This is a genomic window from Mesorhizobium sp. W050, assembly GCF_054719535.1.
On record NZ_JBTTIH010000001.1, the window covers coordinates 1,085,447 to 1,101,423 of the forward strand.

13 protein-coding genes are annotated in these 15,977 nt (G+C 60.4%); 9 read left to right on the forward strand and 4 right to left on the reverse strand.

Translation table 11 applies throughout. The features are described 5' to 3' along the window. Nucleotides 1–61: 61 nt before the first annotated feature. The 6 genes from ACYG9Y_RS05185 to ACYG9Y_RS05210 all read left to right on the forward strand — a co-directional run bounded on the left by ACYG9Y_RS05185 (nt 62) and on the right by ACYG9Y_RS05210 (nt 8,780). Nucleotides 62–205, forward strand: a complete 144-nt coding sequence (locus ACYG9Y_RS05185) for a hypothetical protein (RefSeq protein ID WP_156942341.1) — start codon at nt 62–64, stop codon at nt 203–205. A 1,531-nt stretch (nt 206–1,736) separates the two neighbouring features. Beyond that, a complete protein-coding gene (locus tag ACYG9Y_RS05190) occupies nt 1,737–2,453 on the forward strand; it encodes a pentapeptide repeat-containing protein (RefSeq protein ID WP_023739588.1) in 717 nt (238 codons plus the stop codon). Nucleotides 2,454–2,957: 504 nt separating this feature from the next. Further along, on the forward strand, nt 2,958–4,145 hold the full coding sequence (locus ACYG9Y_RS05195; protein ID WP_023739586.1) for a magnesium transporter: 1,188 nt from the start codon (nt 2,958–2,960) through the stop codon (nt 4,143–4,145). 535 nt (nt 4,146–4,680) lie between these two features. Then, on the forward strand, nt 4,681–5,898 hold the full coding sequence (locus ACYG9Y_RS05200) for a tetratricopeptide repeat protein (RefSeq protein ID WP_198018651.1): 1,218 nt from the start codon (nt 4,681–4,683) through the stop codon (nt 5,896–5,898). Then, on the forward strand, nt 5,895–6,719 hold the full coding sequence (locus tag ACYG9Y_RS05205; RefSeq protein ID WP_031251132.1) for a FecR family protein: 825 nt from the start codon (nt 5,895–5,897) through the stop codon (nt 6,717–6,719). Before ACYG9Y_RS05200 ends, ACYG9Y_RS05205 begins: the two co-directional genes overlap by 4 nt. A gap of 15 nt (nt 6,720–6,734) precedes the next feature. Beyond that, the gene (locus ACYG9Y_RS05210; protein ID WP_081726929.1) at nt 6,735–8,780 is read left to right on the forward strand and encodes a CHASE2 domain-containing protein; all 2,046 of its coding nucleotides are present in this window, start codon (nt 6,735–6,737) and stop codon (nt 8,778–8,780) included. A gap of 85 nt (nt 8,781–8,865) precedes the next feature. Here ACYG9Y_RS05210 and ACYG9Y_RS05215 read toward each other — a convergent pair whose 3' ends face one another. The 4 genes from ACYG9Y_RS05215 to ACYG9Y_RS05230 all read right to left on the reverse strand — a co-directional run bounded on the left by ACYG9Y_RS05215 (nt 8,866) and on the right by ACYG9Y_RS05230 (nt 12,037). Next, nucleotides 8,866–9,840 (reverse strand): L,D-transpeptidase family protein, encoded by a 975-nt coding sequence (locus ACYG9Y_RS05215; protein ID WP_023691458.1) that lies wholly within the window; start codon nt 9,838–9,840, stop codon nt 8,866–8,868. 313 nt (nt 9,841–10,153) lie between these two features. Further along, nucleotides 10,154–10,408, reverse strand: coding sequence for a hypothetical protein (locus ACYG9Y_RS05220; protein ID WP_023699977.1), 255 nt, complete (start codon nt 10,406–10,408; stop codon nt 10,154–10,156). 224 nt (nt 10,409–10,632) lie between these two features. Continuing rightward, nucleotides 10,633–10,836, reverse strand: a complete 204-nt coding sequence (locus tag ACYG9Y_RS05225) for a hypothetical protein (RefSeq protein ID WP_023667962.1) — start codon at nt 10,834–10,836, stop codon at nt 10,633–10,635. Nucleotides 10,837–11,125: 289 nt separating this feature from the next. Further along, nucleotides 11,126–12,037 (reverse strand): LysR family transcriptional regulator, encoded by a 912-nt coding sequence (locus ACYG9Y_RS05230; protein WP_023681081.1) that lies wholly within the window; start codon nt 12,035–12,037, stop codon nt 11,126–11,128. A 176-nt stretch (nt 12,038–12,213) separates the two neighbouring features. Here ACYG9Y_RS05230 and ACYG9Y_RS05235 point away from each other — a divergent pair, with 176 nt between their 5' ends. The 3 genes from ACYG9Y_RS05235 (at nt 12,214) to ACYG9Y_RS05245 (ending at nt 15,968) form a co-directional block, all read left to right on the forward strand. Then, a complete protein-coding gene (locus tag ACYG9Y_RS05235) occupies nt 12,214–13,416 on the forward strand; it encodes an MFS transporter (RefSeq protein WP_023714681.1) in 1,203 nt (400 codons plus the stop codon). Nucleotides 13,417–13,715: 299 nt separating this feature from the next. Beyond that, nucleotides 13,716–14,543: a transporter substrate-binding domain-containing protein gene (locus ACYG9Y_RS05240; protein ID WP_023691453.1), complete on the forward strand. Its 828-nt coding sequence runs from the start codon at nt 13,716–13,718 to the stop codon at nt 14,541–14,543. Nucleotides 14,544–14,687: 144 nt separating this feature from the next. Next, nucleotides 14,688–15,968 carry an NAD(P)/FAD-dependent oxidoreductase gene (locus tag ACYG9Y_RS05245; RefSeq protein ID WP_023687784.1) on the forward strand — a complete coding sequence of 427 codons (1,281 nt, stop codon included), beginning with the start codon at nt 14,688–14,690 and terminating at the stop codon, nt 15,966–15,968. Nucleotides 15,969–15,977 lie beyond the last annotated feature (9 nt).

The following is a 15,977-nucleotide window of genomic DNA, read 5'->3' on the forward strand; positions in this document are numbered from 1 at the left end:
GGATGATGAGAGTATGCGATAATGCTAATGTCTGCGAACCATGCGAATGAAGGAAAGCCGCGTGGCAGTGCCAATCAACGACATTGAGACCAAGGTCGGCGGGTGCGATCAGGTTCGGACCATGATGACGGGCTGGTGGGCCTGCACATGGTGGTGGCTACCGCGCTACCGCCTTGCTTTGCGCCAGCCGGCGGCCCATGCCTAGCCTCGCTGCACAACCAGCGCTCGCTGTACTGAAACTGATCGTCGTCTGGCAGTAATGCTCCTGCCCTGGAACGTGATAAATCGCTCGTCGGTACTGGTGGAAATGTTGCCCTTGATATCGCAGCTCCCCGCGCCGGCCGTGCGGGTGCCACTCAGCCAGCCAGCTGGGATGAGCCCGACGAGCTTGTCGAGAGCTTGGGTTCACTTTGAAAACCGGTCAGGGAACCATCACCAGCGCCGGCAGATATTGCCGTCGCCACATCCACCGCCCCTTTGCGTTCTTGCGCCAGCGGTCGGCCTGATCCGCACCTTGATGACGCTGGACTTTGCCCACGCCCTCTCCCCCGAGTGCAGAATGCTTCCAAAGCGGTAGCGAGTCCAGACCGAAACATTAGCGCCGACTAACGGTTATTTCGGCAGTGTTCCGAACCGTGATTGGTAGAGCGTTGGTGGCGCCCTCCTAAAATATGTGGTCGGACGTGCTTTAGAAAGCTTCGCCCCAGCAGGGGCGTGCTTGACGATTTCGGCGAACAGAAAAAGTCGCCGGCTCCGCCCGACCAGGCCGGGAGGCGGTCTTCATGGACAAGCCTAAGGCCATGCGCGAAATGATCTTGCGCGAATGCAATGACGCGGCAATGAGCAAGCCCTACGCCGAGTTCTGCGCCGACGTGAATTCCCTCCGCGGAATGCAGTAGGTCATTCACGGCGCCGCGCAGTTTGACGACGATGGTGGGCAAATTGCCCTCATCACAATGACTGTCAGCTTCCGCAGGCAACAGCGTAGCCAGCGGTGACCGACGCCGGCCCAGAGACTCCCCAGGCCGCTCCTCGCCAGCCTACAGGCGAGCAGGCCGGCATCGGTCAGTAAGGTCCCGTAGGTGTGCAATATATCGTTCACGCCACGAATTGCGGACGTTCGAAACCGGTGATTGGCCATTTCGTGTGACCAAATTCCGCGACTGTTTACTTGCGATCACAAGGCCCCGCAACCTGGAGGTTCCGAAGCGCCATACTGGAGTACCATTGGCGTGGTCACGCGATTTGAACCCGACAACGGTGCTTGAACCAGACCAGGTTAAACATCCGTTATCGTTTTGCGCCAGAAGCGGCCAGTCAGCTTCCGGCCAAATGCGGCAGCGCTCATATTACCATGGTCAAATACAGCTCGCATGAAACTAGTTGTCTTCTTGGTCCTTTGGTTCGCCAGACCATACGAGAGAATACGAGAGAAACGGCTTGGCGAACTATGAAATCCAACGGATCTACGCTCCCCGTCATTTCCTTCGCGAGCGTCAGACGCTCCTCCAGGCGCTGCTCACGCTCCGTTCGTGCACTTGAGGCGCTCATGCGCGTCTGCGAAAAGGCACTCTGCCGTCAAAGCCTTTCCCCACTCTCGATAATTTCCGCAAGCTGCCGCTGGCTATCGGCGGTTCGTTGATGCGCAAACTGTGACGGCGGTCGTTACCGTGGCTCGAGTGTCAGCAGATGTGGTAAGGCTGATTGTCGACGAGTAGCAGAGGGGTCCAGCAACAATGACTTTGAGACGAACCAGAGCTTACGGCGGATCCGGCTTGGTTCTGGCGGTTTGCACTGTATTGGCTTGGCAAAACGCCTCCGCCGCTCAAGATTGCTACGCAGCCGCGACGCCTGGCGTCAATTGGCAGGAGTGTGACAAAAAGCTTCTCATCCTAGAAGGACAGGACCTGAGCGGGGCAAACCTGTTCGGTGTTGATTTCACTTCGACCGACCTCAGGAACAGCAATCTCCTTGCGGCAAATTTTGAGAAGGCAACGCTTGTGCGCGCTTCCCTGGCCGGCTCGACCGCCAAAGGCGCCCGGTTCGACAAAATCGAGGCTTACAGGACCGACTTCAGCCATATGGACGCGCAGGGCGCTGTGTTTGCGGGCGCGGAAGTGCAGCGCTCGAATTTCCAGGACGCCAATCTGGTCAATGTTGATTTCACAAAGGCGGAATTGGGGCGTGCACAGTTCCATGACGCCGATGTCAGCGGCAGCCACTTTTCGTTTGCCAATCTCGCGCGGGCGGACTTCCGAGGAGCGAAGTTCACCGCACCGATAGACTTTGACGGCGCTTTTTTCTTTCTGACCCGTATCGAGGGCCTCGATCTGTCCAATTCGGCGGGTCTGTCCCAGTGGCAGCTCAACATGGCTTGCGGAGACGCCCGGACCGAGTTGCCTTCTGGCATGACGAGGCCAGAAGATTGGCCCTGTCAATTCCAGCAGGAATAGCCTGCCCGTCCGCTTCCGGCCCAAAGGCTGCCGGGCGGCAATGCGCCTCAATGCAGTCCTCGGCCGCGGGTCAAAGCACGACACTGCGGGACATTTCCGGCAATCTCATTTACCGGCGAACGACAACGACCAAATGGAGGACGGATGCCCAAGGTCAAAGGTGATACCGCTCTGGACAAGGAGCGCGCCAAAACAGAGAAGCTCCTCAAAAAGGTTGGATATACAGCCTTGAAGGAGGCCGGTGTGTTATCCAAGCGACCCGACCTCCCAGATCTAAAGATTGAAAAGCGAGGGAAGTAGCGCGGACACTCCCATGCTGACCTGACCGAAGGCACGCCCAAAATGTAGACGTCTGCTTTGCCTTCTCAAGCTAGGAGTGTGCAGGCGGCGCTTGCGACAACCACAAAGCGGACTGCTGGGGCCGGAAGAAGCTGTCGTATTTCCGCCCCGGTGCGATCCGATACTTCACAACTTTTTCACTTTCCAATTGGGGGGCCATAGCAAATGAACGAAGAGACCGGCGTTCAGAAGTTGGTGCGCACGCTGCGTGCTCGAGCACCTGATGACGCAGCTGAATTGCTCGCTAGAGAGTCTCCCGAGTTCATCCGCGACACACTAAAGCTGTTGCCGGACGGGCACGCCCGTAAGGTGGCCGAGCATTTGCCACTGCATATGCGGCCCATCAGCTCTCATGACGGTGAGATGGGTTTCGCGATCCCCGAGTCGCTCGTCGAGATGATGGACCCGATCCCCGCCAGCGTTCCTGTCGGGACGACGGTTGCTGCCGCTGTGGAAGCTGTCAGAGGCGCCCAGGTGCCGACCGAGCTCACTTATCTCTACGTCACGGACGAGGGCAATAGACTGGTTGGCCTAGCGGTCCTGCGCGATCTGATGCTGAGCGAACCCGACGCGATTGTCGATCACATCATGCTGCCCAGGCCGTTCGCTCTTGATGTCGGTCTCTCTTTGAGTAACGCATGCAAGGCGGCGGTACGGCGTCACTATCCTGTCTATCCGGTGGTGGATGCGGAGAACCGGCTGCTCGGGCAGGTTCGCGGCTGGCGCTTGTTCGAGCAGCAAATCATCGAGATTTCCGCCCAGTCTGGCCAGATGGTAGGCCTCCAGAAGGAGGAGCGCTCTTTTACGCCGCTGTTTTCAGCCTTCCTGAAGCGTCATCCGTGGCTGCAGTTGAATCTCCTGACGGCCTTCATGGCCGCATTCGTGGTCAGTTCGTTCACAGGCACGATCGAGAAGATCGTCGCTCTGGCGGCGTTTCTCCCGGTCTTGGCCGGGCAGAGCGGAAACACCGGCTGCCAGGCACTGGCTATGACGCTGCGTGGCCTTGCCCTGGGGGATGTGGACAAACGACCGAAGCTGCACTTGGTGATGAGAGAGGGCGCGCTCGCGGCCGCCAACGGCGCGCTCGTCGGCGTTGTTGCGGCTGCGGCGATGTGGTTCTATGCCTCGAGGCAACCGGCGTCGGCGGCGCAGGCGCCGATGCTGGCACTTGTGATCCTGCTTGCCATGTCCGGATCGTGCCTCATGTCCGGCATCTCCGGCGTGCTGATCCCGTTGGGCCTGCGCCGGGTAGGCGCCGATCCGGCGGTCGCCTCGGCGATCTTCCTCACCACCGTGACCGATATTGTAGGCATGGGCCTGATGCTGGGGCTGGCCACCATGCTCGTGCTGTAGCAAGCTGCGTGCGGTGACGCGTCCCTGGGCGTTGAGGCAATGAGCTGACCTCGCGTTCAAAGAAATTGCAAGACCCGGGCCGAATCGCACACGCCTCGTGAGAAGCACCTTCCGGCAGCTCTCCGGCCTCTTGCGAAACGCGACGGAAGGCCTTTGGAAAAGCCGTGGGTGACCTTGAAGCCTGGTGACCAGATACGCAGAATCGCCCACCCAATATTAATCTTGTCGGCTGTGCGATCCACTACTGATGAGATTTGAGTTTGTTAAGCCTTGGGCCAAATACTTCAATCACGTGCAGCAATGTCGAGAATAGTTTTTGACAATCAGCGCATCCGAAACAGGAATAAACCCGATATCTTGTTGCGCAGCTGCAACAGCTGCTGAGGACTCGCATAAGTCCGGCGACCGTTCAGTCGCCTTTTTCTTGCAGTCGTGCTAAATCTCTCGCACTAGTCGGGTTTGGGGGTGGGTTCTCGGCATGCAATCTTCGTTTCGAACGATCTTCGGCGTCGCCGCAGCGCTGCTTTGTGCCGGCGTGTTGCCGGCCGGCGCACAAGGTCTTTTTGGGGCCTATGACGATGCGTTTGCGGCCCGCATCGCCAGTCCGGCCGACAACGGAACGCTCGCCCAATTCGTCACGGTTGCGGTCAACGCTGGGCAATACGATCAGGCGATCTCCTCGATCGAGCAGTATCTGATCCAGTACCCCCGCGATGCGCGCGCCCGGCTTGCGGCCAGCCGGTTGTATTACCATGTCGGGTCCTATGAATTGGCCCGGCGGCAGGTGCAGTACGGCATCGAAGTCGGGGGTCTGACCGCAAGTGAGCAACAGGAAGCTGTTCGCCTGCTCGCCCGCATCGAGCGCGCGTTGCGTGGCGTCACCTGGGAACTCGCCCTGACCGGCGGCGTATTCAGCGCATTCACCGATTTTGAGCCAGGCGGGGCGCAAGACGACGACAGCTTCGTCTCGCCTTACGGGCAGGCGGAAGGTTTTGTGCGGTGGGACCTCGGCACGCCAAGTGCCGACGCGCTCGTTCTTTCGGGGTCGTTGACCGCGACTGAGCGTCTTTTCACGGAAGACCTGTCGGTTCCGGGTGGCGAGAAGACTTTTATCCACGGCAACGCAGCGATTACCTGGGACAAGGGACTGCCCAACAGCGGGATCGATTCGCTGCGCCTGCTGCTTTCCGCGTTTACCGTTACGGATCGTTTCGACAGCGACATTTACGAAACCGGCATCGGCCTCAGTGGACGTTTCGTCGTTCGCCCGACGGTCGAGACGACGCTCTTCGCCGGTGGCGGCTACATCGATCTAAGCGCCTCGCAAGGCATTTTCGCGGATAGCAGGGTCTTCTATGAGGCAGGCGGCAGCTACCGCTTCCGCAATGGCCAGGCGCTCGGCTTGCGCTTTGTCGGCTCGAATGACTTCGCTTCCGGATCGGGCGAAATCAGCCGCAGCTATACGGGCGAGGTCCGCTATGGCGGCCTGTTGATTAACGTACCGGATTTTTTCGCATGGTCGCACCAGATCGCCTTATCGGCCGGCCACAGCGACACTCCCGATCTGTCCGTCGGCATCGGCACAAATATCAAGAGCGACTTCTGGCGCATTGCCTCGGAAAGCGATTTTCAGCTGACGGAAGCGCAGAAGATCAGCGTCGATCTCGCCTACCGCAAAACCAACTTCGCCCTCGCCAACCGCGACCGAAAATCGTTCGAAATGCTCATGAGCTATACGTTGACGCTCAATTGAAAGAGGCCGCGATGAGGTATCATCAGATCGTCGTTTTTATCGCCTGCCTCGCCTTCGCGGCACCATCCGCTGCTGAGACGGTCGGGTCGATGACGGCCTATCAGACCATCATCGTCCGCAATAACGGCGGGACGATGAACGTTGGCGCCGGCGTCGAACTCGGCGACCAGTTGCGCAGCAATCCCACCGGTCTCGGAATGCTGGTGTTCCGGGATGAATCGAGCGCCAAGATTGGTCCAAACACCAGCCTGACGATCGATGAGTTCGTCTACAATCCGGGCTCCGGGTCGGGAAAGATCGACATCGGGATGAACAGCGGCCTGGCCCGTTTTTATGGCGGCCAGGTTTCGAAAGGGGGCGTCATGCAGGTTGCGACGCCGCACATGGTGCTCGGAGCGAGAGGCGGCATCATCGAAGTGCTGGTGGCAGCCGGCCAGACCGTCGGCATATTGCGCGCCGGCCGTATGACCTGCACGATCAATGGCAAACGGCTGGTCATCACGAACCCGGGCTACGCCTGCACGTCGGACGATGGCAAGCTTCTGGCCGGCTACGGCGGCATCGACGCCTTCCCGATCTTGGACAGTATCGACCGGATAGCGGGAACTGGCCTGCCGGGCGCACCGGGTCCTGGGTTGGACGTAAGCGCAATTTGTGCGTCGGCTCTAGGCTCCTCGCTCAAAGTCTGCGGGTCCAGGGACGGCGCACTGCCAGGAGTGGTCATGGAATTCCCTGACAGCCCAACGCCACCTGCGGGCAGCGGGGGGCGGCGGGGCGAGTGTGAGGGTGAGGGTTGCTGCTACTACTACAACTGCGATTAGGCCTGGCTGCACGAGATGAGCCACTCGGTCGGTAGGCGCTGGGCTGATTGGCGGCAAGCCGGCAGGCGCAAAATATCCGGCCTTGTGGTCGTGCTCCTGCTGCTCGCTTGCCATTTGGCTTTTGACGGGCCGTTGTCGCGCCTGCGTGAGCGGACGTACGACTTCTATCAGTTTCTCGCCCCACGTCAGGCGACGAGCAATCCTGTCGTGATCGTCTCGATAGACGACGCCAGCCTCAAGGCACATGGGCGATGGCCCTGGAACCGTGGCCTCTTGGCCGATCTGGTCGATGGCATCACGCAATCCGGTGCGGCGGTGGTCGGGCTTGCGCTGGTACTCCCCGAGGCTGACACCTCGCCTGAGGGCATCGCCGGAGACAAGCGCCTGGCAGCGGCGCTGTCCAAAAGTCGAACGGCGCTTGCCGTCAGCCTGGGCAATGAAGCGACGGTATCAGAAGCAGAACCCAAAGCCGGCTGGTCGATCGTCGGGCAAGTGCCCGATACACTTCCCGGCTTCACCGGTCTTACCGGCTCGCTTGCCGAATTCTCGAACGCCGCCGCAGGCCTCGGCGTGATTCGCACCTTGCCCGATCCCGACGGCGTACTGCGCCATGTGCCGCTGCTCTGGCTTCGCAATACCCCTCAACGCGCGCAGCTGTGGCCGTCTTTCGCACTCGAGCTCCTGCGCCTTTACGCTGGACAGGACGGTTACACAGCCCGGATGAATGCAGCCGGGTTCGACGCACTCAGGATGGCAGGCGCCATTGTGCCGCTCGAGCCGGAGGGGAGCATCCGCCTCTGGGAAACCGCCACGGACACGCCTCGCCTGTCTGCCAGCACTATCCTTTCGGGCCATGGCGATCCGCGGCTGCGGGACGCCATCGCCATTGTCGACCTGTCGGCTGTGGGCCTGACGCAGTACCTGCCCACGCCGACGAGTCCAGCGCGACCAGGAGCGGAGATCCACGCCGATGCGATCGGCCAGATGCTTGCCGGGCGCTTCCTGGCAGAGCCAGCTCACGCGCGTATGCTCGAGCGGCTCTGGTTTCTCCTCAGTGCCGTCGTTTTCATCGGGCTTTCTGGAGTGCTCGCCGGGCGTGTCGTGCTTGGCGCCATCTCCCTGGCGCTGCTGGCCGTCACGCCGTTCGTGTTCGGCGCTCTCGAGTACAGCCTGCAGGGTGCACTCTATGACCCGCTGCAGCCGGCGCTTGCAACCATCATGGTTGCGGGCTTCGAAGGCTATGTCCTCTACAGGCGCAGCGAGCAGCGCCGGTCCACCCTGACGCGACAGTTCTCCCAATATCTGTCGCCCTCCGTGGTGCAGCGCCTCGCAAGCTCGGACACCGAGGCAATCCTGTCCGGCGAGAAGCGCGAGATCACAATTTTGATCAGCGACATACGTGGCTTCACGACCATGAGCGAACAGCTCGACACCCAAGAGATCGCCAAGGTGGTCAACCATTTCCTCGGCATTGCGACCGATGAGATCCTCAAGCGCGACGGCACCATCGACAAGTTCATGGGCGATGCGGTGCTGGCCTTCTGGAACGCACCGCTAGATCAACCCGATCATCGTGAGCGTGCGCTCGACGCGGGCCTGGCCCTTATCGAGCGGGTGAGGCGCGAAGACGCCGCCTTCACCGCGGATGGCCATCGCTCCATCGAAATCGGCGTCGCCATCGAGACCGGCATCTGCTCGGTAGGCAATTTCGGCTCCGAACGGCGCTTCGATTACACCGCGATCGGCTCCCCCGTGAACCGCGCGGCACGGCTCGAATCGACGACCAAGAAGCTGGGCATCCCCCTGGTGCTTGGACCCGGCTTTGCGGCAGGAGCATCGATGCCGGTCGTCCAGGCGGGCGCCTTTGAGCTCCAGGGTTTCAAGGGCGAGGTCCCGGTTTTCACCGTTCCGGAGATGCAAGCTGCTCAACAAGGTATGAGCCGCGAAGTAGAGAGCCAACGTGGTGAGCAATCTGGCGCCCCCGCCATGGTGGTTGGTTCGCCGCCATCCGTGCAAATGGCGCCGCTTGATGTTGCACCCCGAACCCGAAGCACGCGCTGATCGGCCAACGGGTCGCAGGATGCGATTGTCACGGGCACCGACGGACATCTTGTTTCGGCGACATCGAGGGATGCGACGGCTTGCGTCACTCGTCCTTGAAAGTCACCTTCATATGTTTGTGCACCATTGAGGCGAGGTCCTCGGCATCCCAGTTCGTTAGCCTGATGCAGCCGTGAGAGAAGGTCTTCCCGATCTTGCCGGGTTCGGGCGTGCCGTGAATGCCGTAGCTTTCGATGGAGAGGTCGATCCAGATTGATCCCACGGGATTGTTAGGGCCGGCAGCAATGGTGAAGGGCCGCTTGGTTTTGACTCCCTTGAATGCAAAATCGGGATCGTAGTGATAGGTCGGGTTGTGCACCACCCTTTGGATCTCTGCCTGCCCACTTGGTGCCGGCTTCTCGTCGCTCCCGATCGAGGCAGGGTAGACGGCAAGCGCTTTATTGGAGGGGTCGAGCACGCGCACCTGATGAGCGCCTTTGTCGACTTCGACGCCGGCAATGGTGGCGGGAGGTTCACCCCGGCCAACATCTGGTACCAGCAGCGTGGTTCCAGCTTTCCTGAATCCGGTGCCTGGGTTTAGCCTCCTGAGCAATGGTTCGCTCACATGGAAGCGCTCCGCCAGCTTCTCGATCGAGTCGTGATAGCCAAGCCTTCTCAGGCGAGCCATCCTCTCCATGCGCCCCGGAATGCGTTTGGTGAAGGGGCCGCGTACATCTTTGCGGGTCAGTTCATAGGTGATCAGAGCTGGGCTGGTGGAGGTTGCCATCAGCTTGTCCCAAGTCGCCTGGGTGAGCTTGCCATCTGGCGCCAGTCCGTTCGACGCCTGGAAGGCCTTGACCGCCTTGGCGAAGTTCTCTCCAAGGCGGCCGTCGATGAGCCCCGGTGAGAAGCGCGCACGATCCAAAAAAATTTGCGCCTTCAGCACGGCAGGATCGAGCCCTTTCGGATCGCCGGCGGAGAATTGCGCCTGATTTACCGCGGCTAGGTCCAGCTTGGCCGCCTCCGTCCCGCCGCATGCGAAGGCGAGTGCAATGGCGAGGAGGAGAAGGAGCCTGATCATCGATTTCACTCCTTACGTTAAATCGCACCTGATCTGCTTCTATGACGCGCTGTGGCAGATCTGGTTCCATTCGCCGGTAGGGGATCATAGGCAACCAGCCTTACGCTGCCGACCGGTCCGAGACGTTTGATGCCCATGCCTTGCCCCTCACGAGAGGCGTTGCTGGCCGCGCAGATCGGCAGTGTAAAAATGGTCTGGCCATGTTGACGTGAGCTTCTACCTTCAAACTGCCCACTACCTGGACCGGCAGTCAAATGGTCTCAGGGCAGCAAGTGAGGAGATGCGCTGGGAACCGGCTTATCGGGCGGGTATTCTATTGATCTTCGGTATCGATAGATCCATGTTCCGTCGTCACTGTGATCGCGTTGTCGCCCGCGATTGCTCTAGCGTATTCGAAGCGCTCCAACTTCTGTTCTGCCGATAGGCCTTTGAACATCGCGGTGGCCGAGTTCGTGATTTTGAAGTCGCCGCAACTCGGACAGCGAAACTCCCGGATGTCACCAACTGTCTCCGAATTAACGAGCGCCTGCTCATCTGTAATCGGGCAAATTGCGGCCATCCAAGCCATCGTGGTCCTCCGTCCTAAGGCCGTCCCCGATTACCCAAAAGGCATCGTCGAGTGCAAAATCCATTTCTGCCGACGCTCACCCCACCTGGAGTACTCCACCGAGTAGATTGCGCTCTCCACTCTCCAACCCAGAATGTGGATTAAAGCCAGTTCCTCGGCGAGCGATTTGCTGGTGAGCGGTAGGCGCTCTCGCTCTGGAGCCTCTCCCAAACGATCGGAGATGTTCATGTAGCGTCGGGCAGGACCGAAGGGCCGGAACGTGGCGTTTTCATCTCTTCGGCAATCACCAGTAGCGCCTCCAGAGCGACGGCGATCCCCGACATCACCGTACTTATGTCTGCGCTGCCGCCGAGCGTCGAAAGTTCGGCCGCTCGCGTTTGCATGCTTTGGCTCAGCTCTTGTAACTTCAGGCGCAGCTCGTCATCCATGTATGTTCTCCAAGCTTGACGCTGGAGGAACGCGCCTGCTTACAACCCGTTCCGCCGGTAGCCGCAGAGAACCAGAGACACCGCAGATGCTACAACTCGCGCTGTGGCGGCGCTTAGGATGGGCGGTGGATTGAGCCTCAGCGACTGACCGTCGGCAAATAGCGGATGCTTCAGTCTCGAAAAGGTGCTGGACGGCTCGATATGCACCGCCCCTTGGCCCTGGGTGCTGGTCCCATGCACAGTAAGGCCGTGCAAGTGCGCGCGGCCTCTGGGCTCAACATTCCAGTCGTCATGGTCCAAAGTTGTCCCAAGGTGGGTTCTCACCAAAGTGGGCGGCGAGAAGCGTTACGAAGCTTTGAACTTTGGCGGAAAGATGCCTTCTTGACGGGTACATAGCGTAGATCGACCGGCTTACCGGCTTGAACTGGGGCATCACTGTCTCCAGTTGGCCCGAACGAATGGCTTCTCCAACAAGGAAAGTGGGGCAAAGTACTATGCCTGCTCCACCCAGCGCCGCATCGCGCAGGAGCTGCCCGTTCGTTGCCGTCATCCGTGCAGTGATTTTTACCGCCACTTGCCCCTTTGGTCCGTCGAACCGCCATTTTCCGCGGCTGGCGCGCAACGCGTAGTCCAGACAATCATGGTCGTGGAGATCCGACGGCTTTGTGGGACGCCCGCGTCTGTCCAGATAATCGCGCGAAGCGCAGACCACCTCGCGTGACGGCGCGATTCGGCGAGCAACCAGATTGGAAACCGTGAGTGGAGCGATGCGTACCGCGACATCCAGGCCCTCTTCCACGATGTCAACCACACGGTCGTCCAACACCAACTCAACCGACACCTCCGGGTAGACCGCGAGATATTCTGCAACGACTCTCCCAAGGTGCATCGCGCCGAAGGAGATCGGCGCGCTGACACGCAGTGAGCCGGTCGGACGTGTCTTGCTCTCGGCCGCGCTCGTACGAACTTCCTCGACATCCTCGATTATGCGCAGACTGCGCTCGTAGACGGAGGCGCCGAGCTCTGTCAGGCTGATGCGCCGGGTCGTCCGGTTGAGAAGGCGTGCGCCAAGCCACTCTTCCAGCATTTGGACATGCTTGCTCACAGCCGCTGGCGATAGTCGCATCCGCTTGGCCGCTCCAGCGAAGCTGCCTTCACCGACGACGTTGGCAAACACGGTCATGCTGGTCAGCCGGTCCAACTGCAATCACCTCTTTCATTCACGTTTCGTGAATTCACCATCCATATCTCCCTCGATTATCAATCCGCAGTGGACAGATTATCTGAAACCAGGCCGGGATCAATTGCCCGATCCGTCTCTCTAACGTTTGCCCGAAACGTTGGCGTCGAGTGCCTTCTCGCGGGCTGGAGGTGATCATGTCTCTGACCAAAGCAGCCCTTCGGGAGAAACAGGGAGCCACTTTTCGCATGTGGCTCTCCGTGCTCACTGTATCGCTGGGTATTTTTTCGATGATCACTGCGGAGCAACTCCCTGTGGGGCTGATTCCGGCAATTTCTTCCGAGTTGAATGTCTCTATTGGGAGTGGCGGTCTCACGGTGACGATACCCGGCGTAATTGCGGCGTTCGCTTCTATCGGTTTGCCGTTGGCAGTGGGGAGGCTCGACCGGCGTATTCTGATGGCGGGCCTGCTCGCGGTAATGGCTGCGGCGAGCGTGATTTCAGCGCTCGCAACGAACTTTCCCGTTCTGCTCGCGTCCAGGCTGCTCGTCGGGATCACCATCGGTGGCTTTTGGGCGATAGCCGGAAGCATCGCAGTACGCCTTGTTCCTGGACCGTCCGTGCCGCGCGCCATGACTATTGTCTTCGGCGGTGTAAGTGCCGCTGCGGTGCTGGGCGTGCCGGCCGGCACGATCATCGGTGATCTAGTCGGCTGGCGCGGCGCGTTCTGGTCTCTCGCCGGCCTGAGCTTTGCCATACTGCTCGCCGCCCTGCTTGTGCTTCCGAAGCTGGAGGCGGCGCAGCCTGTGGAGGTGAAAGCCCTGCGTGCGCAATTGCGCAATCCCGCCCTCCTGTCGGGCGTGGTTGCGACCGCACTGCTGGTGGCTGCCCACTACGGTGCCTACACTTTCGTGAGCCCGGTGTTGCTGGAGGTCTCGGGCGTCACTGCAGGGAGCATAGGTTGGTTACTGTTGGGGTATGGCATTCTCGGAATGATTGGCAACGCCGTCGCAGGCGTCTGGGCCGCCAAATCCGTCGGTCGCACATTGGCCTGCATCGTCATTGGGCTCGGCGCCACGCTGGCTCTCTTCCCGTTGCTCGGGGTCACGCCGCTCACAGGAACCATCCTGCTGCTGGTGTGGGGCTTCGCGTATGGCGCGGCGCCCATCACGCTGCAGACGTGGGTGCTGAGTGCAGCACCAGAAAGCGCGGAGACCGCGACGGCCATCTACTGCTTCACTTTCAATCTTGCCATCTCCGTGGGTACCCTAGCGACCAGTCAGATCGTCGACACGATGGGCGTGAACAGGGTCCTCTGGGTCGACTCCGCCATCATCCTGCTGGTGCTGCTGCCGGTGTGCCGCGCACCCATGCTTAACCGGAACATCGGAAACTCGTAGACAGCAAGCCATCCTGTGCCGCCCATCTGGCAATGATGTGATAGGTTGAAGTAGATCTTCGTTTCCTCTGTCTTGAAAGTCACGCGCATCACATCAAACGCGGGTTCCGCCGCACCGTGCGGGTGCCGATGCTTTGCGCCCCCGGAGGACAACTGGCTACTTGAAAAAGGACTTGATCCCCTCGTCGATATGTGTGCTGATATGAGATCGATCTCATGCCGCGCTCTCAATTGCTGTTTCTCTACGGGAGCGCGCTCTGGGAAGCATATGTCTGAATGACGATGAAGAGGGAGGTTCAAGTGAGGAAATTGATCGCGTGGCTGGCCTTGGCCACTACCACGCTCGCGTTCGCGTCTGCGGCCTCGGCGGGTGAAACCATCAACCGGGTTACCTCGAAGAAGGCAATGGTGGTCGCCACAAACAGCGGTTGGCCGCCGCAGAGTTTCCTCGACGACAGCAATCAGTTGGTCGGCTTCGACATAGATGTCTCGAAAGAGATCGCAAGGCGCCTCGGTGTCGAGGTCAGTTTCGATACGCCGGACTGGGCGACGATGACGGGCGGCCATTGGCAGGGACGTTACGATCTGGGTGTCGGCTCGGTGACGCCGACCAAAGCGCGCGCCAAGGTGATCGATTTCGAAGGCATCTATTATTATAGCCCCTACGTTTACGTGGTTCACAAGGACAGCCCGGCCAAATCGGTCGCCGACCTGAACGGCAAGATCATCGGCGTCGAGACCGCCACCACGTCGGAGGATTTCATCCGTAGACAACTCGAGATCGATGCTCCCGGCCTGCCGCCCATCGAATACAAGCTGGAGCCCGGTGAGATCAGGACTTTCGCTGACTCAATGCTGCCGTTCGACGATTTGAGGCTCGGCGACGGCGTGCGCCTCAACGCGGTCATCGCACCAGAACAGACGGCTCAGAACGCGATAAAGAACGGCTACCCGTTGCGTGTCCTGGAAGGCGGCTATGCCTTCCGTGAGCCACTGGTGGTGATCGCGGAAAAAGGTGATGCCGAGTGGAATGCCAAGATCGGCGGCATTCTCGACGAGATGAAGAAGGACGGTACCCTCGCGAAACTGACCACCAAGTGGTACGGCAAGGATTACAGCTCTGACTGAGAGGCATCGTGGATAAAGCTTGAGCGGGGTGCATTCAATTGAACATCCCGCTCCATCTGTTTTGTTTCAGCCGCATTTCCACGACACCGGGCGGCTCCGCCTGCCTGCAAAATGCTCTAGTGCCGCCACCTCATCATATTGATCATGACATGTCCTGACACATATTACCGACGCACGCTTGCCGACAACACCATCAGACCGCCGCTGAGCGGCGTTTCCGAGTGCGAGACAGTCGTTGTCGGCGGCGGACTGGCCGGCCTGACGACGGCGTTGCAGCTGGCTCGCGCCGGCCAGCAGGTCGTCGTGCTTGAGGCGCAGCGGATAGGATTCGGCGCTTCCGGTCGCAATGGCGGCTTCGTTAATCCCGGTTTCGCCACCGGCACCGACAACATCGCCGCGATGGCCGGCGTCGACGCGGCACAAAAACTGCACCGCCTGTCCATCGAAGGCGTCGACTTCGTGCGGCAGACGATCCGCGATCTCGACGTCAAGGCGGCAGAGCCGCGCTCCGGTATATTGAGCGTGCTTCGCCACGATGGCGGCGCCGTGCTCAAGGCATATGCCGAGCAACTGGCGCGGGATTTCGACTACCGGCTCGACTATCTCGATCGCGACCAGGTGCGAGCGGTGCTGCATTCGGATCGCTACCACCAAGGCCTGCGCGATCCCAGCGCCTTCCACATGCATCCGCTTAACTATCTGCGCGCCGTTGCTGGCGAGATCGAGCGGCTGGGCGGCAGGATATACGAGAGAACGGCTGCCGTTGAAGCCAACCTTGACGGCGCCGAAAAGATCTTGCGTACCGACAGCGGCGAAGTGCGCGCCCGCCAGGCCGTAGTTGCCACCGGCGGATATACGGGCCCACTGGTCGGCCGGCTGCAGCGGGCATTCCTGCCTATCGCCACTTACGTTATGGTGAGCGAGGAGGCGCCTGACCTCATCGCCAAGGCGATTACGACGACCGACGCCGTCGGCGATAACCGTCGCGCAGGCGATTATTACCGTGTTGTCGAAGGCGGCAGGCGGCTGCTCTGGGGAGGGCGCATCACCACCCGGGCAGCCTCATCGGGCGTGTTGGCGAGGCAATTGCGCCGTGAGATGGTCACCACTTATCCGCAGCTCGAACACCTCAAGACCGAACTCGCCTGGTCCGGGCTCATGTCTTATGCCCGGCACATGATGCCCCAGATAGGCCCGTTGCAGCCGGGCGTCTGGTACCTCACGGCTTTTGGTGGCCATGGCATCAACACCACGGCGATCGCCGGCAAGTTGATCGCCGAAGCCATACTGGGACAATCGGACCGTTACCGGCTGTTTGCACCATTCGGCCTTGCCTGGGCGGGCGGCCCGGCTGGACTTGCGGTTGCGCAACTCACCTACTGGAAGCTGCAGGCGCAGGATTGGTGGCGCGAGCGGGCCCGCTGACCGCAGGGA